Source organism: Candidatus Spongiihabitans sp. (assembly GCF_965247905.1).
Lineage (GTDB): Bacteria > Pseudomonadota > Gammaproteobacteria > Arenicellales > Poriferihabitantaceae > Spongiihabitans.
Map to the genome: position 1 here is coordinate 1,345,277 of NZ_OZ252047.1, position 18,744 is coordinate 1,364,020.

Below are 18,744 nucleotides of genomic sequence, written 5' to 3' on the forward strand. Positions count from 1 at the left end.
AAGCCAAGTTGCACACGGACGAGTTTTCGGATAGAACTATTTGTCGTGTTGCGTCAAAACAGGGATTTAGGTCGGGGTTTCAAGAAAACCTTTTGCTATCTGCTGGCAAACTGATTACCCACGAGTTTTTCGCCGAGATGCGACTTGATGGGCCGCGAATTGGCATTTGGGGGAGATTTGGCATAGTTTGGGGTGATGTGCAGATGCGCGTCGACAACAATCCGACTATCAATATCACTGCACAAGATACGCCTATTGATTATGCACCAGCGGTGCCACAAGCCACCCCGATTAATCTCCCAAACGTTACCGAAGAACAACACAGGGCGTACGAGGAATCGTTAAAACAAGTGCAAGCAGCGACTCAGGCCATCCTTGCAACAGGTTCGCCATACAAAGTTGCTACTGGTACGAAGGCAAAAACGTTGCTCGCGCAAATCAAAGTTGGCAAGCAGATTAAGTTTCGGATTGTCGGTATAAATAAAGCTACTACGACAACCGCCGAAATTGAAATAACCGATCAATTCAAAGATGCTTTGCGAAAATGCAAGATAATTTGATTTGCGCTTACTTTTAGAAAAGGTCGGTCTTTCGACCATCCCTTAAACACTAATAAATCTCACCCTATGCCAACAATGAAATATCTCATCATAGGCGCCGGCCCGGCTGGCGTGGTTGCCGCTGAGACGCTACGTAAACTGGATGCCAGTGCTGAAATAACGATTATCGGCGATGAGCCGGAGCCGCCATATTCACGAATGGCGATTCCTTATTTGCTGAGCAACAACATCGATGAACCGGGCACTCATCTGCGTAAGCAGGCGCACCATTTTAAAGACAGCGCGATCGAGGTTGTGGTGGATACGGTTAAATCTGTTGATCCGTCATCAAAAAAATTGCTGTTGACAAGCGGTGGTTCTCGGGCCTACGACAAGTTGCTTGTGGCCACCGGTTCACGGCCGGTAACGCCACCGATTGCGGGTATTGAGCATGAAAAAGTGACCAGTTGCTGGAACTTGAAAGATGCCAGAAAAATTGCCAGTGGTCTTAAACCAGGCGCCTCCGTAGTACTCATTGGCGCGGGTTTTATTGGCTGCATCATTTTGGAGGCACTGGTTTCCTCAGGCGCAAACCTGACCGTTATCGAGATGGGTAATCGCATGGTGCCTAGAATGCTCGATGAAACCTGCGGTAGTTTGCTGGAAAAGTGGTGCCAGCAAAAAGGCGTGAACGTCATGACCAGCTCGCAGGTTGAAGCCATTGAATCTGCGGCTGACAATGTCAATGTGAAAGTCAGCGGCGGCAGAGAAGTGGAGGCGGAATTAGTCATTTCAGCGGCGGGGGTGAGCGCCAATGCCGCCTTTTTAGAAGGCTCCGGGGTGCGGCTTGCCGATGGCGCGGTGGTCATTGATGAGTATATGTGTTCCTCGGTCGCGGATATTTATGCGGCCGGGGATGTTGCTTGTGGCAAGGATTTTTCCACCGGTGAATATACCGTTCAAGCGATACAGCCGACCGCCGTTGAGCATGGCCGTGTTGCGGCAAATAATATGTTTAATCATGGCTCGGTGTGTCACCAAGGCAGTGTGCTCATGAACGTATTGGATACCATTGGACTAATTTCAACCTCATATGGCCAATGGGAAGGCGTTAAAGGGGGACAGAGCGCAACCTTGGTTGACCAGGATAATTTTCGTTATATCCAGCTTCAATTTGATGATGATCGGCTGGTTGGTGTCAATACCTTGGGGCTGACCCAGCATATCGGCGTACTGCGTGGGTTGGTGCAGGGCCGGTTTAAATTGGGCCAATGGAAAGACAAACTGATGAACAATCCATTGTTAGTGATGGAGGCCTATCTGGCTACGACTCAGGGTTAGCCCAGGGTTAGCTCAGGGTTGGTTCGGCTAGTTCAGGCAAGGATACTCAGACCAGCGTAGTTTGAACAAATTTGCCGAGTCGAATCATGTAAATTGCAGCCATGTAAATTGTAGCCATGCAAATTGAATTTAAGTTATTCGCAACGTTGATGGGCTATTTGCCGGATGGTGCGGTGAAAAATGCAATCACGCTTGAGGTTGCGGAAAATACCACGCCATACCAGTTAATCGACACCTATTGTGTGCCGCGGTCCGAAGTGCATTTGGTTTTAATTAACGGTGTCTATGTCGATGAAGAGGGCCGGGATAGACCTATGAAGTCGAACGACACGTTGGCAATCTGGCCGCCTGTTGCGGGAGGATGAGTGAGGGCGGCCATCAGGTTTATAATCGTCATGTTTATAGTCGCCGGGCGTACCGTTCTGAGACCGGCTTTTCCCACGCCGAATTGCTCAAGTGCCTGCCATCGGCAGTTGTGCCTTATGTTGTCAGCAAACTAACCCAAAGCAGTTATGCCATGTCCTTTGCCTTGTCCTTTAAGAATCGCGTTGCCTATTTGCATCTTGAGCCGGAGAAAACACGGGAAATTGCATCGATTAAATTGCCGGTAACGGCAATCTCGATCGAATTCGAAAATTTCTCTGAAATTCAATATAGAAAATTTATGGATCGATTTAAAAAATATTTGCATCGGGGCGGCGGCTGAATAAAAATAAATCCAGGAAGATGAATCAATGAAAATAACAATCAAGTTTTTCTCGAGTTTGATGGAATACCTGCCGGATACTGCGGATGGCAATGCTATCGAGCTGACGGTGAGTGATACGCAGACTCCAAATCAGTTGCTGGAGCGTTACAAAGTGCCCCGGGAAGAAGCGCAAATGATGATGCGCAATGGCGTATTCCTGCCCGTTGAAGCGCGCAGCCAACCCTTGAAAGAGGGTGACGTTTTGTCAATATGGCCCACCATTCAGGGCGGATAAGCCATAAAATAACATAAAATAATATGCGGATTGATGTTGCTGGACTTATACAGGACTGTGATAAAGGGGAAAAGGTGTATCCTGTTTTGCCGACAAGCTCGTCGCTTTTGGATATTTATTTCGGATATTTAATTGTTAACAGACACGCATAACCGTCCGCTCCACGATTTGAGAATCTCGGTCACCGACCGATGTAATTTTCGATGCGGGTATTGCATGCCAAAAGATGTGTTCGGCCGGCGTTACCCGTTTCTGAAATCCGGCGCGTTACTGCGCTACGATGAGATCGAAACGCTGGTCAAGGCTTTTGCGAAGCTTGGCGTTGGAAAAATTCGATTGACCGGCGGCGAGCCGCTGTTGCGCAAGGATTTGGAGCGGCTCATTGTCATGCTGTCCGATATTCCCGGCATTGAAGATATTACGATCACCACCAATGCTTCGCTGTTGACCCAATCCCGCGCGAGATCATTGAGGGCAGCCGGAATCCGTAGAATCAATATCAGCCTGGATGCGTTGAGGCCTGAGATTTCTCGGAAAATCAACCCAATCCCGTATCCATTACAGGACATTCTGGATGGCATAAACCACGCTTTGGAAACCGGATTTGAGTCGGTCAAAATCAATATGGTGGTGCAAAAAGGCATCAATGACGGCGACATTTTGTCCATGGTGCAAAACTTCAGGGGCACTGGCGCGATATTGCGATTTATCGAATTTATGGACGTGGGCAACCATAATCGCTGGCGCATGGATAAGGTGATGCGCGGCCGGGAAATAATTGACTTGATCAACCCAATCTATCCATTGCAGCCGGTTGGGGCAAATTATGCGAGTGAAGTCGCAAAACGGTGGCGATTTGTCGACGGCGAGGGGGAAATCGGCGTCATATCTTCAATAACCCAACCATTTTGTGGTGACTGCACCCGCGCCAGATTATCCGCCAAAGGCGAGTTATTCACATGTTTGTTTGCGACTTCCGGCCATGATCTGAAACAACTGTTATCCCAGGGCATGTCCGAGATTGAAATAAGGGAAAAAATATCATCGATATGGGCCCGGCGCGACGATCAATATTCCATGTTAAGAACACAAAAGTTAAGCGCGGGAAACTTGAAAACCAGGCCGCCCGGAAAACAATTCGGGAAACAATCCCAAAAAGTCGAAATGTCCTATATCGGCGGTTAGCCGGCTTGCTGATCGCGCTTGAATTTCATTCGATTATCTGCAACAAGGGATACCATTATCTCTGGACTTCTTCGCGGGCTTCTTCGCGCTGTGGACTGAAACCGCGGCTGGATTTGCCAGTGCTTGTTTTATTGAAGAGGCGGCACCCCATAGAGACACCCCATAGAGACACCCCATAGAGATGATGCAATCTCTATGGGGGTTTGTACGACCTTTTTAGATTCAGCAGGGCAGCCGAATTTTCAACCCGGACCTTTCCTTACTTTCTTTTTTTCGATGCTTTTTTCTTGGCGGTCTTCTTTTTGGACCGTCTTTTTTTCGAAGCCTTTTTCTTGGCGGTCTTCTTTTTGGACCGTCTTTTTTTCGATGCTTTTTTCTTGGCGGTCTTCTTTTTGGCCCGTCTTTTTTTCGAAGCCTTTTTCTTCGCGGTCTTCTTTTTGGCCCGTCTTTTTTTCGAAGCCTTTTTCTTGGCGGTCTTCTTTTTGGCCCGTCTTTTTTTCGAAGCCTTTTTCTTCGCGGTCTTCTTCTTGGTCCGCCTTTTTTTCGATGCTTTTTTCTTGGAAGCCTTCTTCTTGGCGGCTTTTTTCTTGGTTGACTTTTTCTTGGAAGCCTTTTTCTTGACTACCTTCTTTTTGGAAACTTTTTTCTTTGATGAAACTGACTTCTTCTTTTTTGCCATTTGTATTTACCTCTCGGTTGTAATAAGGGATGGTGTTATCGAACAGTAGTGTCGTATCGCTACAATGTAGTGATCACAATAAACACTAACTCATTAGATAATTTCGTGCAGTTAATTTAAGTATAATTAAGGTTGATAACCTATACTACAAGTTACCAAAGCGAAACGTAAGTTATCTTTGTTTTAAAGTCAACACAATTTGAAAGAGTTAATTTAATAAAATTTTCGGGAAAAATTTTTCTAAATAAAAAAAATTGTTATAATTACTGATGAACTATCCAACCAGTTATTTCTCTTATTGTCGGTGCGGTATAGCCCGATTGTAAACAAAATTTATATTAATGAATACGCGGTTATGGTTTCTGCATAGTGTCACTGTAACGGCATCGGCTAAAATTAAAACCTGTTAAACACTGGATACGCTATTGAACCGAAAAAAAAATCAGTTTGACCGCGATGAACTGCTCGCATGCGGTCATGGGAAAATGTTTGGTCCAGGCAATGCACAATTGCCCCTTCCAAATATGTTGATGTTTGACCGGATTACCCATATTGATGAAGACGGCGGCAAGTCCGGCAAAGGCGTGGTTATTGCCGAGATGGATATTTCGCCGGATTTATGGTTTTTCCAATGTCATTTTGAAGGGGACCCAGTCATGCCCGGTTGTCTGGGGTTGGATGCGTTGTGGCAATTGGTAGGATTTTCACTGGGCTGGCGTGGTGGTCAGGGACACGGTCGTGCATTGGGTTCCGGAGAAATAAAATTCAATGGTCAAATTACACCGGACTGTAAAAAAATTACCTACCGTATAGACTTCAAACGGGTAATAATGCGTAAATTGGTCATGGGGGTTGCGGATGGTCTGGTCAGTGTTGATGATAACCAGGTATATAGTTGTAAAGACCTTCGAGTGGGATTGTTCAAGAATGCCGAAACCATTTAACATCGCTCCATTTAATTAATACGACTCAATTTAACCTGGCCTCAGTCCCAATGTGTTTAACCCATTACCCAGTGTCCGCACAGTGAGTTTTAAATGAAAAGAGTGGTAGTCACCGGCTTTGGAATTATTTGCAGCCTGGGAAACAATAAAGAGGAAGTGAGAAGTGCGCTTCAATCAAGCCGCTCAGGCATTGTCAAGGCTCAGGAGTACGTTGATTTGGGGATGCGAAGCCGTGTTCATGGCGCCATAAATATTGACCCTAAACCCTTGATCGATCGAAAACTGTATCGATTTATGGGGGATGCCGCGGCCTATAGCTATCTTGCGATGCAAGAAGCCATTGATCACGCGCATCTGTCCGAACAGGTCATTAGCAGCGAGCGTACTGGACTGTTGCTGGGCACCGGCGGCGCGTCGCCGGAAAATATTGTGATTGCCGCCGATACATTACGCCAACGCGGGGTAAAACGTGTAGGCCCCTATATGGTGACCAAAACCATGTCGAGTACGATTCCGGCGTGTGTCGGCACCGCATACAAAATCAAGGGTGTTTCCTATTCGATTAGCTCGGCATGTTCAACCAGTGCGCATTGCATTGGCCACGGCGCGGAATTAATTCAACTCGGAAAACAGGATGTGATTTTTGCCGGCGGCGGGGAAGAATTGCACTGGTCTTTGTCGGTGTTATTCGACGGCATGGGCGCGCTTTCCTCGAACTACAACGACACGCCGCAAAGCGCATCCCGTCCTTATGACAATGATCGGGATGGGTTTGTGATCTCTGGCGGCGCTGGCGTCGTGGTTCTTGAAAGCTTGGCGCACGCGCAAAAGCGGGGCGCCCCGATTTATGCTGAGCTGGTCGGTTATGGCGCGACTTCCGATGGCTATGACATGGTGCAGCCGTCAGGAGAAGGTGCGGCGCGTTGTATGCGCCAGGCATTGCGGCAAATGAATGAAAGCGGGGTCGAGCGACCCATTCAATATATCAATGCCCACGGCACCAGCACGCCGGCAGGCGACATCAAGGAACTGGAAGCCATCGCCGAAGTGTTTGGAGAAAATTGCCCGCCAATCAGCGCAACCAAGTCGCTTAGCGGGCACGCTCTGGGTGCGGCAGGCGTCAATGAGTCTATTTATTCCATATTGATGATGGAGTCAGGATTTATCGCCGCCTCCGCCAATATCGAAAATCTGGATACACGCGCCCAAGGGTTCCCCATCGTTACCGAAACCAGAAGTGATGTTGATCTGGACATTGCCATGAGCAATAGTTTTGGATTCGGCGGCACCAACTGCTCATTGATTTTTCAACGCTGGGGCAGTTGAGTGCTGAGGCGGTTGATGAATAATCGCTTAGAATTTACAAAAACAGGAAAATCGTGAAGCAGAAAATTGCATATCAGTTTGGAATAGAACTGCTGGGGATAGAGCCGGCGATATGGAGATTAATCGAAGTGCCATCAAATTATAGTTTTTGGGATCTTCATGTCGCTATACAAGACTCAATGGGATGGCTGGATTACCATCTTCATGAATTTAGACTGCTACCGCCTAGAAAGAAAAAGCCAATTTTAATTGGTATTCCAGACGATGAGTATGGAGGTAACATTCTTCCAGGATGGGAAGTTCCCTTGCCCCAATATTTTAAAGAGCCGGGAGATGAGGCAAGGTATGATTATGATTTTGGCGATGGATGGCAGCATAGGATAACTTTAGCAGGCAAATATCTTCAGGATGATGGCGTCAAGTATCCTGCTTGCTTGGATGGCAAACGAGCATGTCCGCCAGAAGATTGTAGTGGTATCGGAGGTTATTACAATGTTGTTGAAATACTGGCTAACCCGGAACATGAAGAATATGAAGATAAGGTTTATTGGTTAAGCAACCATGCAAAAAACTATCATCCATATGATGCTGATTATTTTGAGCCGAGTGAAGTGAAGTTTTGTAATCCAAAGAAAAGATGGAAAATGGCTTTTCAAGATTGACCAACAAATTCCAACAATAAACAGGTGATCGGACAGTAGCAAACGCCCCGTACCTTTCTGCGCTCTGTTTTTTGTTGCTGATGATGCGTAACGTTGTCTCGGAAAGGCTTTAGGAAATTCGGACAATCGTCTTTCGTCTTTGGGAAATGAAAAACGATTATGCCTTGGCAACGCAGAAAGGATTGATGGAAATTGTAAATAGACTCAAATCAGCAAGTAAATTCGAGATTGATGAATTGAGACAGTTGTTACGGATTGGTATTCAATGGAATACTGAAGTGACCATTGCAGATTCAAGGCAACAGTATCACAAGCCTATTGCTCGTGCCAGTCGCATATTCACACCATTCACCTGAACTATGGTCGGAGTTTGCACAACTTATTTTGGACGCATCCTATGAGGCGTCGTTTTGTACCGATATTTTGAATTATCTGCGAAATGGAAACGTTGCTTTATATATTACGCTTCTTGGTGGTGGCGTATTCGGCAACAAGACAGAATGGATAATAAAAGCCGTTCATCGTTCCCTGAATCTCTACAAACAGGTCGGTCTGGATGTGGTAATAGTAAGCCATTGACATTCGAATCAATACATTCAGGAATTTTTTGATAAATTTTCAAACTAGATAATGATTGCGCTGCTGAGATCAAGACCTAACAAACGCCCTTTTGTCAGCCGACGAGCTTATAGGTAGCCAGAATCAACGAATACACGGATAATCAGCATGACCAACCAAACCCGCACGATGGTTATTGTATGGCTTGCGGTATGTTGCGCGCTTGTTTTCATTATGGTATTGCTGGGTGGCGCTGTGCGACTCACCGGTTCGGGGTTATCCATGGTTGACTGGAAGCCCATTATGGGCGTTTTTCCGCCACTAAGTGAAATTGCCTGGACACGGGTTTTTGAGCAATACCAACAATTTCCTGAATTTAAAATTGTTAATGCTCAAATCAGCCTGGAAAAATTCAAGTTTATTTACTTGATGGAATACACCCATCGAATGCTGGGCCGACTGATTGGCCTGGTTTTTTTCCTGCCTTTCATTTATTTTGTTATCGCCAAAAAGCTCAGTGTCGCACTCATGCCGAAACTTGAGCCTAAACTCTGGCTATTATTGACAATGGGCGTTATCCAGGGTGGCGTGGGTTGGTATATGGTTAAAAGCGGACTGGTGGATAATCCCCGAGTAAGCCCGTATCGATTGGTGCTGCATTTGCTCATCGCGGTTTTAATTTACGCCTACATGCTCCGGGTATTGGCAGGATTGCTGCCGATACGGCGCACTAATCCGCCGCGCGCTCAAAAGTTCGGCATTGCCGTGGTTGGGGTGATTTTGTTGATGATTGCCAGTGGCGGATTCGTGGCCGGTACCCATGCCGGATTGATTTACAACACATTTCCTACAATGGGTGGAGAATGGATACCGACCGAAATGGGTGCACTAACGCCAATGTGGCTGAATTTATTTGAAAATCCCGTTGCCATTCAATTCACCCATCGGGCGATGGCGATGTTGGTGCTGAGTCTTGTGGTTATCTATGCCTTGATGCTGATGGGCGGGAATCAAAAAGTTCATAGCGTGTTGATAGGTATTGGGTTATTGATTGCGGTTGTCTTTCAGGTGGGCTTGGGCGTGGTGACTCTGGTTTCTGGCGTTCCGCCAGTACTCGGTGTCGCTCACCAGGCGGGTGCTTTGATTTTGCTGACGATAGCGGTCATTTCTGTTTCGTTGCCAGCATTAGTCAATGACGACACCGGTGCTTGATGACGATGGCATTCACGTTTAGTAACTTCAAATGATGCGATACCAAAATCAAAAAGTTGTTACAATCCAGGCTGATGGCGATAAATCAAAGTTGGAATTAACATCTCAACATAAAATGCGAGAACCCCTAAATTTGTTTACTGCGGCCAACTAATAATATGTCGGAGAGCACGTGGCAAGAATTGCAATAGGCGGCTGGCAACACGAAACCAATACCTTCGCCACAGTAAAAGCTGATTTCGAGGCGTTTGAAAGCGCCGACGAATGGCCCGGGATGAATCAAGGTCAGGCGATGATAGATGCGGTTAAGCAAGTGCATTTACCGATTGCCGGTGCCATAAGCGCATTAAACCAACAGCGGCCTGACGAGGACAAGCATGAGATCGTGCCTTTGATGTGGTGTTCGGCGACGCCTTGCGCTTATGTGACAGAAGATGCATTTGAAAGGATTTGCGAGAACATGTTGGGGTTGTTGCGCCGGGCATTGCCGGTGGATGGAATTTATTTTGATCTTCATGGCGCAATGGTATGCGAGCATTTGCAAGACGGAGAAGGAGAATTTTTGCGCCGCGTGCGCAAATTAGTCGGCGCCGATATGCCGATTTTCGTCAGTTTGGATTTGCATGCCAATGTGACCCAAGCGATGGTCGATCATGCCAGTGTGCTTGATATTTATCGCACCTACCCGCACATCGACATGGGCGAAACCGGTTATCGGGTTGCCGGATTGCTGAGTGATTACCTTAAAAACCCGCGACCGATTCACAAATCATTTTGCCAAATTGATTTTTTGATTCCGCTCAACGCCGGCTGCACCTTGATTGAGCCTTGCAAGATGATCTACCGCGAGTTGCCCAAATTAGTGACCGAAAAAGTGTCATCATTGTCGTTTGCTTGCGGGTTTCATTTGTCCGATATTTTTGACGCTGGTCCGACAGTTGTGGGTTATGGCGACAACCCGATGGAGGTCAATAATGCGGTGCAGGCGTTGGCAGATTTAATCTATGATAATAAACAAAAATTTTATGAAAAAATCTGGCCGGTTGAGCAGAGCATGGTGCAGGCGAAGCAGGCATTTAAGCGCCACGGTGCCACCGTGGTACTGGCCGACACTCAGGACAATCCAGGCGGCGGCGGTGCGGGTGATACCACCGGTGTATTACAGGCAATGATTGAACATAATCTTGAGCATGCCGCACTGGGCGTGATTAATGATGCGGAAGTGGCCGCTATCGCCCACGAGGTCGGAATCGGCGGGCGATTTGTCGCGCAGTTGGGCGGTAAAACGGACTCAGGTCGAATCCCAGGTCAGGCGCCATTCCAAGGCGAAGTCGAAGTCAGGAATCTGAGCGATGGCTGCTTCACCGCGACCGGCCCGATGTACAAAGGCGCAAATATGGAGCTGGGTCTTTGTGCCTGGTTGTCGATCTCCGGGATAGCGGTTGTGGTTTGTTCCAAAGCGGTGCAAACCGCCGATCAAGCCCATTTTCGGCACATTGGCATTGAGCCGGGTGAAATGGATTACATTGCGCTAAAAAGCTCGGTGCATTTTCGTAACGACTTTGAGAAATTGGCGAGTAAAATTTTCATTGTCTCTGCCCCCGGCGTCGTTCATGCCGACCCGGCAACGTTGCGCTATAAAAATATCCGTGCCGCGATGCGTTGACGGTGATGAAAATGACAATGATGACCATGAAAAAGTTAAATAAAAACTCAAACATCCTTACGACAGGTGGCGGAGATTTTGCGTAGGATTTGACGGCGGGAATTTTAGTGTATATATTCTCACTTTCACATCACTGACAGGAACATGGTCACTTACGTCGCAGTTGCGAACGACTTGCCGCAACCAGCCACCAGACTCGCTGATATTCGCGCAGTTTTGTACGATGAATACAGCCAAGGTCACCGTTGTCCGTGGATAGTCGCCTATTCTGGTGGCAAGGACAGCACTTTGGTTGCGCACCTCGTATTTGAGATGTTGATGGCATTGCCGCCCAGTCAACGTATCCGACCAGTCCATATCATAGCCAATGACACCTTGGTGGAAAGCCCATTGGTTGTCGAGCATATGACCGACAGCATTAAAGAAATCGGTGATGCGTCCACGGTGTTTGATTTGCCGGTCAAAACCTGCATTACCCAGCCGGAAGCCAACCAATCGTTCTGGGTGAATCTGATTGGTCGCGGATACCCGTCACCGAATCAGTCGTTTCGGTGGTGCACCGACCGTATGAAGATCCAGCCCACCAGCCGCTATGTGAAAGAGCAGGTTTCCGCCGCTGGTCAAGTTATTTTGTTGTTGGGTGTGAGACGGTCTGAAAGTGCTGCGCGTAGCGCATCAGTGGCACGTCATGATAACAACGAACGCTTGCACCCGCACGGAGACTTATCTGGTTGCATGGTATTTCGCCCGATTGTTGAGTTGTCAACGGACGATGTGTGGGAGTTTTTATCCTGTAACGCGCCACCTTGGGGTGGTTCGCATCAAAAATTAATCAAACTCTACCGCGATGCCGGCGGCGGCGAGTGTCCGGTGGTTACGCAGAAGTCCGATGTGCCTTCTTGCGGCACACGGTCACCTCGCTTTGGTTGCTGGACTTGCACCGTGGTGGATAAAGATCGAAGTTTAGCAGGGTTTGTCGAATCCGGTTTTAACGAGTTTGAGCCGCTTCTAGATTTTAGAGATTGGCTGGTTTCAATACGCAACGACCCGCATCGCAGACAAGCGCGGCGTCGCAATGGAAAAATTACCATGACAAGCGATGGCAAACTGATACCGGGACCATATACGATTCAGACCCGCGCTGAAATTTTGGATAATCTTAAAGCGGCGCAAGCCGAAACCGGCAAACATCTAATCAGCGAAGAAGAAGTTGAAATGATTCGCAAGATATGGACGGATGATATAATTCGCCAGTCTGATGCCCAGGCTGTGAGCATACATCAAGTCAAGAATAGCAAATAAAATGTCTCGTAAAACAGTTGTATTGTTAAATACTCCCGAAGGTCGTGAGCTTGTAATGGCTTCTTGCGAAGCGAACGGCTTTGGATTTGCTGAGTTTGAGGAGCTAGTCAAAGCACAGGTCTCCCACGCTGGGGACCCCAATCGATATCATATGTACGCTGCTTTTGACGATATACTGGATCGCATAAAGGCTGAGAAAAACTAACACCTATGCACATCTCAAAAATAGAGCTGCGCGACTGGAAAGTGTACAAATTTGTTGAGTTTGAATTTCCGGCGCCAACCGACGAGCAAAATATCATATTGATTGGCGCGCTTAACGGCTATGGGAAAACCAGTCTTTACCAAGCAATTATTTTGGGCATGTTCGGGCAAGACGGCATGGCGTTAATTGCTAATTCAATGTTCTCGGAAGCCGAAGATTCGCAAGAGCGCCCCTATAAAGTATTTTTAGAGAAAGCACTACACCGAGGTGCAATCGCCCAGAGTCGCTACTCATGTTCGGTTAAACTTGTGTTTGTTGATGATGGCGAGCCAATCGAAGTTTCGCGAAATTGGCATTTCAATAACTCCGGTATCTATCAGCCGAACGACGAAGAAGTCAAAATTTTTAAGGGCGAAAGCCGTGAACCGATAGGTCCAAATTCAGATGAAATTACCCTTCATAAAGATCGAAAGAATTGGTATCGTGCTTATATCGGTCGCAAATTTCTACCGTACCACCTCGCCGTGTTTTTCGTGTTCGACGGTGAGCAGGTTAGAAAACTCGCGGAGCGAGACATGAAAGATCAGGTGAAAGTAGGGATTGAAGGATTGCTCGGCATTCCGGAGTTACGCTCACTTAGAGACAATCTAAATGATTATGCAAATCGGCGTGAAAGTAATGTGAAAAATGTTACAGACCAAAACGCCGAAGAAACACAAAATGCGGTAAACGAATTGCAAGATAAGTTAGACAAGAACATCAGACAGTACGCTGAAGTTTCTCCGAAACTGTCGGATGCCAAGACAGAACGCGATAAAATTATGGTTGATTTTCTTGCGCTTGGGGTAGGTGCGCAAACACAATCCAATCAACAGTACGAACAGTTGACTCAATGCCAGTCTGCCATTCAAAAAGATAATGACAAGTTGAAAAAATTTCTCTCAGAAGGTATTGCGCTTGGGCTGTCTGGAGTTAAATTGCGTAAACAACTAAAGAATCGCCTGGAAAGTGAAAACATTCGCGCAGAATGGGAATCTGCCATGCAGCAGGGAGATAGCCGAATAGAGAATTTCTTAGTCGAGATGGACCAGCAAATGGATGGTGTTGAGCCGCTGATTAGTGATGCTCAACAAGACAGTGTGTTAAAAATTGCACGTGACGCATGGTCAAAACTATGGTTTCCACCTCCCCGAAATTGCGCGAAAAAATATTTGCACGCGCATTTCACCGCGCACGACCGCGGTATTGTAATTGACAAACTGAACGAACAGGACAGGCTTGAGGCTTCTGAAATTATTAATCTGTTAGATTCAATATCAAAGAACGAAAGTCGATACAAACAGATTAGAGAAGAGATTGACAGGCTTGAATCTGTAGAGCCGGGAATGAATGAAAAAAAATTGAAACTGCAAAAATTAGAAACCATAATTGAATCGTTGCGTAAAGAGGTTGATAAATTGGAAAACGAACGCAGGGGTCTGGATGGACAACTTAGTGCCAAGAGATCTGAATTAGCACGAATGTACGGGAATATAGAAGCAGCCAAACCAACGGTTCGAAAGACGACGCGTGCACGTGATGTCGCTACCATGATGAATAAAATAATCGGAAAGGTGGTGCCGAAACAAATGGAAAAGATTGGTGATGAAATGACCAAGGCACACAGGTCAATGGCTCACAAAACAGACCAAATTGAACGTATTAATATTGTTGACGGGGATGTCAATCTTTTAAATAAGAAAGGAATAAATGTTCGTGACAATGATTTGTCAGCGGGTGAGGAGCACATTTTTACGCAAAGTTTGTTTTCGGCGGTATCGTCTGTATCCAAGCGAAGCTTCCCAATGGTTGTGGATACGCCGATTTCCCGTTTGGACGATAAACACCGAAGTGGTGTGTTAAAACATTTGGCGCAACGAAAAGGGCAAGTAATATTATTGTCCACCGATACCGAGATCGTTGGCCATTACTTACAAAAAATAGATTCGAGCGTCCAGAAAAAATACTTAATTAGATATAGTATGGATGGAGACATCGGTCGTTCCACTGCAACATTAGGATACTTCGGTGATCCGGAGGCAGTGGAATGAGTACTTCTTTAATTGACAACACGATCCGCTTTTACCCCGACAACGATACTGATGCGTTAAACGATGAGTTTATGACACGCCTTGGCATGCCTCACCGTTATCAGCCGGCACGATTGGCTATTGCCCGTTCGCTTGCTATTTCCACAAGTCCGCCAGGCATCGGTGCAAAATCAAGCCGGATAATTATGGGCGATACTTTATTTGGTCATCACGAATATCTATCTATGTGGATCGCGCTTATTGTAGAACACGCAGGCGATGCTGAAATCGATAAATCTAAATTGGGTGAGTTAGTCTCGGCACACTGGAGGCGTGGGATTAAACTGCTGGATGACGAGTGGAACAAATCAGAAAAAGACGTAAGCAAGTTTGTGAAGCGTTTGGTTGATGGTGCAGAGATACCGCGTAATTTGCCGTCCACTAATATCGGTCGGTCTGGTGGCGCACAAACAGATGTTAGTGGCAGTTTCTCTCGCGGTCAGATCACAGTGCCTATTGGTGAAGTCTCGGAAGAAGTTACCACAAAACAAAAAATAAAATGGGATTTGAACGGTGCTGGCGGGTCGCCGCATAGTGCTATCATGGGCGGTGTTGGTAGCGGCAAAACGCGCACCGCCGTAGCCATGTTGCGCAGTATTCGTGAACAAGCACCGAGTGTTCCCTTGATTGCATTTGACTTCAAAGGTGACCTCGGTGGAGTCAACAGCACATACCAACTTGATGAATTGTTTGATGCACGCACTATCTCGCCACCGCGTGAACCAGTGCCGCTGGATGTGTTGTCGCTATCTTCGACAGAAGAAATTGACATTACCCATGCGGCTTACCGTTTCCGAGAAGCCTTTGCTAATCTTAAAGGCTCTCGTTTGGGTGACCGTCAGCGCGATGCTATCTATGAAGCTGCAAGACAAGCATTGAATGCGCAATCTCCTTGCGAACTGCAACATATCCTTGATGCTCTTGTCGGCGTATATGAAGAAAAGGAAATGAAAGAAGATGGCGCAGTTTCAACTATGCGCGAACTCTGCCGCCTCCCACTGTTTAATCCAGAATTGGATCTCGCATCTTTTTTTCAGCAGAGTTGGCTTATTAATCTACCACAAGATGTGCCTGCGGATAGTAGCAGAATTGTTGTTAATCTGGTGCTGAATGCGCTTGATCGGCACCTCAACAGTCTTAGCGATTCCAGCGTTGATGATGGCGCACGCAGTCTTCGTATTATGTGCATGGTGGATGAAGCACATCAAATTTTGCGCAACAAACTTCCTGCGTTATCAAATCTAATTCGAATGAGTCGATCTAAGGGAGGCGCCATTATGTTGATTTCACAATCTCCGGATGATTTCTCCGGTGCAGAGGATGAGTTTCTCAACGAGATGGGATTGGTTGCGGCTTTCAGCACCAACGCCTCACCAGGAAATGTAAAACGTATTCTTGGACAGGGCACTAACTTAAGCACGCTTCAAATTGGGCAATGTTTCGTCAAACTAAGAGAAAATCCAAGAAGTGCAAAGATTCAATCTTGGTTGAAATAACATTTCCAGAATAAATCTCAAACTGTAAGCAACTATACTTTACCATTCCGTCATCGACGCCGCCAAGCAGAGTTGAGTGATGAATCACAAAAGCTCGCAAAATATCCTTATTGTCATGGCCGACCAACTGACCGCCAAGGCGCTCGGCTGTTATGGGCATAGCGAAGTCATCAGCCCGAATATCGACCGCATCGCCAATCAAGGGGTGTTGTTCGAAACCGCATACAGCAGCAGCCCGTTGTGCGCACCGGGACGTTATGCGTTTATGACCGGGCAGAATATTTCCCGCTGCGGCGGCTACGACAATGCGGCATACCTGCCGGCGACCATGCCCACCTTCGCCCACTACTTGCGGCTGATGGGTTATAAAACCTGCCTGTCAGGGAAAATGCACTTTGTCGGACCGGATCAACTGCACGGGTTTGAACAGCGCGTGACCACCGATATTTACCCGGCGGATTTCGGCTGGGTGCCGGACTGGGAGCATGCCGACCAACGCATCGACTTGTGGTATCACAATATGTCCAGCGTCAAGCAGGCCGGAGTGGCGGCGATCACCAACCAACTGAGCTATGACGATGAGGTGGGTAGCCGCGCCGTGCAAGTGATTTATGATCATGCCCGCTCAGAAGACCGACGGCCGCTTTGTTTGGTGGCGAGTTTTATTCATCCCCATGATCCCTATGCGACGCGCAAGAAGTATTGGGACTTATACGAGGACACCGATATTTCCTTGCCGCAGGTCGCGCGTCCCGCTGCCGGCCAGCAAGATGCCCATAACCGGCGCCTGGAAAGTGCCATTGGCGTCGATGCGGTGGCGCTCAGCGAGCAGGAAATTATCGACGCGAGACGCGCCTATTACGGCAATGTATCGTATATCGATGAATGGCTGGGGCGATTACAGGCTGCCCTGGATGAATGTGGCATGGCGGAAAACACCACCGTCATTTTCACCTCCGACCACGGCGATATGCTCGGCGAGTTTGGGCTGTGGTACAAAATGTCGTTTCGTGAGTGGTCGTGCCGCATTCCGATGATCATATACAATCCGTCGAGATTCAAACCGCGCCGTGTGCGTCAGGCGGTGGCGCATGTGGATATGTTGCCGACGTTGGTCGATATCGCTGCTGAAGGCGCCGACACCGACAAACCGGCCCCTATCGACCCATTGGATGGCCGCAGTTTGCTTCCGTTATGCGACGGCAATGACTCCGGCGATGCGGATCGGGCGATCAGCGAATATCTCGCCGAGGGCACCAGCGCGCCGATGTTGATGATTCGTCAAGCGCAATATAAATATATCAGTTGCCCGACCGACCCGGATCAATTATTTGATCTTGAGCGCGACCCTGATGAGGAAAATAATCTGGCGGTTGACGAGGCGCACGATGCGCAGATGCAAAGTTTCAAGGCGCAAGCGGCGCGCCACTGGGATGTCGATGAGGTCACGCAAAAAGTCATCGCCGATCAGCGGCGGCGGCGCGCGGTTCACGCCGCATTGCGCATCGGACGCTATCACGGCTGGGACTACAATCCGGCGCCCGACCCCGCCGAGCAATACACCCGCAGCCACCATGACCTAACCGACTTCGACATCGCCTCGCGCTATCCCAAACCCAAGTCGTTCAAGTCCAAGTAGTGCGCCCGCGCGGCCGTTATCTTCGCGACCGCCGAGGGGTTGCCCGCGCCGCCCCAAGCTCGTCATTCCAACGAAAGAACGTCACCCCTGTGAAAACAGGGGTTGGAATCCAGTCAATCATGCACGGCGTTAGCCGGTCCACACCGCAGTGGCTTTGGCAAATAATTGCTCCTGCATTATTTGCACTTCCGCCATCCCTAGCGGTCGGCAGATTTTTGCTCCCGGCAAAATCTGCACTTCCGCCATCCCTAGCGGTCGTGTCCCGCAAGCGGGACGGTTTTATGACTGGATTCCAATTTTCGTTGGAATGACGGGGGCCGGGGGCGATGATGACGGCGGGGAGTAGTGGCACATTATGTATGGTTACGGTGATACCCTGCCGTAGAGACAAGTCGCGACCTGTCCCTGCATTCGTTGCGTTAGTGCCGCCGCGCGGCGAGTAATGTCGCACCCGCGCCGCGCCTCTCCCGCCGCTTTTCGCGTTATGCGGTATTGTTATCCGCTACCACGCTCATCGCGGCGCCATCGCCCACCGCGATCTCCCCTAGCGCATAAGGGTCAACGCCATCAAGGCAGGCGACATTAAAACCGTATTCGTTCGGGTTGCTGCGTCTTGCATGATGCGTATAGATGCCGCAGGTTTTGCAGAAATAATGTTTGGCGACCTTGGTGTTCCACTGATACAGGGCGAGGTTGTCGGCGCCACGGGTAACTTGCAACGATGCCAGCGGCACACCGGCCATGATGGCGCCTTTTCGGCGGCACAACGAGCAGTTGCAGCGCATGAGATTTTGCAGGCCGTTTTCCAGGGTAACCTTGAATTCCACCGCGCCGCAGTGGCAGGTGCCGGTTTTGATTTCAGTCATGGTGGGTTATGT

Annotated in this window: 21 protein-coding genes; 17 read left to right on the forward strand and 4 right to left on the reverse strand. The window is 48.1% G+C overall.

Annotated elements, in window-relative coordinates; translation table 11 throughout:
• Positions 1-203: 203 nt before the first annotated feature.
• The 6 genes from ACP158_RS06940 (at position 204) to moaA (ending at position 4,048) form a co-directional block, all read left to right on the forward strand.
• Positions 204-560: a hypothetical protein gene (locus ACP158_RS06940; protein ID WP_424948217.1), complete on the forward strand. Its 357-nt coding sequence runs from the start codon at positions 204-206 to the stop codon at positions 558-560.
• 75 nt (positions 561-635) lie between these two features.
• Positions 636-1,880: an NAD(P)/FAD-dependent oxidoreductase gene (locus ACP158_RS06945; RefSeq protein ID WP_424948218.1), complete on the forward strand. Its 1,245-nt coding sequence runs from the start codon at positions 636-638 to the stop codon at positions 1,878-1,880.
• A 116-nt stretch (positions 1,881-1,996) separates the two neighbouring features.
• Positions 1,997-2,245, forward strand: coding sequence for a MoaD/ThiS family protein (locus tag ACP158_RS06950; RefSeq protein WP_424948219.1), 249 nt, complete (start codon positions 1,997-1,999; stop codon positions 2,243-2,245).
• Positions 2,242-2,586, forward strand: coding sequence for a hypothetical protein (locus ACP158_RS06955; RefSeq protein ID WP_424948220.1), 345 nt, complete (start codon positions 2,242-2,244; stop codon positions 2,584-2,586). Before ACP158_RS06950 ends, ACP158_RS06955 begins: the two co-directional genes overlap by 4 nt.
• A gap of 28 nt (positions 2,587-2,614) precedes the next feature.
• Complete coding sequence (locus tag ACP158_RS06960) at positions 2,615-2,863, forward strand: MoaD/ThiS family protein (protein WP_424948221.1); 249 nt, start codon at positions 2,615-2,617, stop codon at positions 2,861-2,863.
• A 168-nt stretch (positions 2,864-3,031) separates the two neighbouring features.
• Positions 3,032-4,048 carry a GTP 3',8-cyclase MoaA gene (gene moaA, locus ACP158_RS06965; RefSeq protein ID WP_424948415.1) on the forward strand — a complete coding sequence of 339 codons (1,017 nt, stop codon included), beginning with the start codon at positions 3,032-3,034 and terminating at the stop codon, positions 4,046-4,048.
• Positions 4,049-4,307: 259 nt separating this feature from the next.
• On the opposite strand, the gene ACP158_RS06970 is transcribed toward moaA, so the two are convergent.
• Positions 4,308-4,727 (reverse strand): hypothetical protein, encoded by a 420-nt coding sequence (locus ACP158_RS06970; protein WP_424948222.1) that lies wholly within the window; start codon positions 4,725-4,727, stop codon positions 4,308-4,310.
• Between the two features lie 485 nt (positions 4,728-5,212).
• On the opposite strand from ACP158_RS06970, the gene fabA reads away from it, so the two are divergent.
• From fabA to ACP158_RS06990, 4 genes are all read left to right on the forward strand, one after another.
• Positions 5,213-5,671 carry a bifunctional 3-hydroxydecanoyl-ACP dehydratase/trans-2-decenoyl-ACP isomerase gene (gene fabA / locus ACP158_RS06975; RefSeq protein WP_424948416.1) on the forward strand — a complete coding sequence of 153 codons (459 nt, stop codon included), beginning with the start codon at positions 5,213-5,215 and terminating at the stop codon, positions 5,669-5,671.
• Between the two features lie 93 nt (positions 5,672-5,764).
• Positions 5,765-6,997 carry a beta-ketoacyl-ACP synthase I gene (gene fabB / locus ACP158_RS06980; protein ID WP_424948223.1) on the forward strand — a complete coding sequence of 411 codons (1,233 nt, stop codon included), beginning with the start codon at positions 5,765-5,767 and terminating at the stop codon, positions 6,995-6,997.
• Positions 6,998-7,050: 53 nt separating this feature from the next.
• Complete coding sequence (locus ACP158_RS06985) at positions 7,051-7,659, forward strand: plasmid pRiA4b ORF-3 family protein (RefSeq protein WP_424948224.1); 609 nt, start codon at positions 7,051-7,053, stop codon at positions 7,657-7,659.
• Positions 7,660-7,805: 146 nt separating this feature from the next.
• Positions 7,806-8,015 (forward strand): hypothetical protein, encoded by a 210-nt coding sequence (locus tag ACP158_RS06990; RefSeq protein WP_424948225.1) that lies wholly within the window; start codon positions 7,806-7,808, stop codon positions 8,013-8,015.
• Positions 8,016-8,112: 97 nt separating this feature from the next.
• On the opposite strand, the gene ACP158_RS06995 is transcribed toward ACP158_RS06990, so the two are convergent.
• Positions 8,113-8,235, reverse strand: coding sequence for a hypothetical protein (locus tag ACP158_RS06995; RefSeq protein ID WP_424948226.1), 123 nt, complete (start codon positions 8,233-8,235; stop codon positions 8,113-8,115).
• 150 nt (positions 8,236-8,385) lie between these two features.
• Here ACP158_RS06995 and ACP158_RS07000 point away from each other — a divergent pair, with 150 nt between their 5' ends.
• From ACP158_RS07000 to betC, 7 genes are all read left to right on the forward strand, one after another.
• Entirely contained in the window at positions 8,386-9,429 is a 1,044-nt protein-coding gene (locus tag ACP158_RS07000) for a COX15/CtaA family protein (protein WP_424948227.1), read from the forward strand.
• Between the two features lie 172 nt (positions 9,430-9,601).
• A complete protein-coding gene (locus ACP158_RS07005) occupies positions 9,602-11,095 on the forward strand; it encodes a M81 family metallopeptidase (protein ID WP_424948228.1) in 1,494 nt (497 codons plus the stop codon).
• Positions 11,096-11,239: 144 nt separating this feature from the next.
• The gene (gene dndC / locus ACP158_RS07010) at positions 11,240-12,397 is read left to right on the forward strand and encodes a DNA phosphorothioation system sulfurtransferase DndC (RefSeq protein WP_424948229.1); all 1,158 of its coding nucleotides are present in this window, start codon (positions 11,240-11,242) and stop codon (positions 12,395-12,397) included.
• A 1-nt stretch (position 12,398) separates the two neighbouring features.
• Positions 12,399-12,602, forward strand: a complete 204-nt coding sequence (locus tag ACP158_RS07015; protein ID WP_424948230.1) for a hypothetical protein — start codon at positions 12,399-12,401, stop codon at positions 12,600-12,602.
• A 5-nt stretch (positions 12,603-12,607) separates the two neighbouring features.
• Positions 12,608-14,692: an AAA family ATPase gene (locus ACP158_RS07020; RefSeq protein ID WP_424948231.1), complete on the forward strand. Its 2,085-nt coding sequence runs from the start codon at positions 12,608-12,610 to the stop codon at positions 14,690-14,692.
• Positions 14,689-16,227: a type IV secretion system DNA-binding domain-containing protein gene (locus tag ACP158_RS07025; protein WP_424948232.1), complete on the forward strand. Its 1,539-nt coding sequence runs from the start codon at positions 14,689-14,691 to the stop codon at positions 16,225-16,227. Before ACP158_RS07020 ends, ACP158_RS07025 begins: the two co-directional genes overlap by 4 nt.
• Positions 16,228-16,306: 79 nt before the next feature.
• Complete coding sequence (gene betC, locus ACP158_RS07030) at positions 16,307-17,866, forward strand: choline-sulfatase (RefSeq protein WP_424948233.1); 1,560 nt, start codon at positions 16,307-16,309, stop codon at positions 17,864-17,866.
• Between the two features lie 16 nt (positions 17,867-17,882).
• Here betC and ACP158_RS07035 read toward each other — a convergent pair whose 3' ends face one another.
• Together ACP158_RS07035 and ACP158_RS07040 are read right to left on the reverse strand one after the other, a co-directional pair.
• Positions 17,883-18,218 carry a hypothetical protein gene (locus ACP158_RS07035; RefSeq protein ID WP_424948234.1) on the reverse strand — a complete coding sequence of 112 codons (336 nt, stop codon included), beginning with the start codon at positions 18,216-18,218 and terminating at the stop codon, positions 17,883-17,885.
• Between the two features lie 130 nt (positions 18,219-18,348).
• On the reverse strand, positions 18,349-18,732 hold the full coding sequence (locus ACP158_RS07040; RefSeq protein ID WP_424948235.1) for a GFA family protein: 384 nt from the start codon (positions 18,730-18,732) through the stop codon (positions 18,349-18,351).
• Positions 18,733-18,744 lie beyond the last annotated feature (12 nt).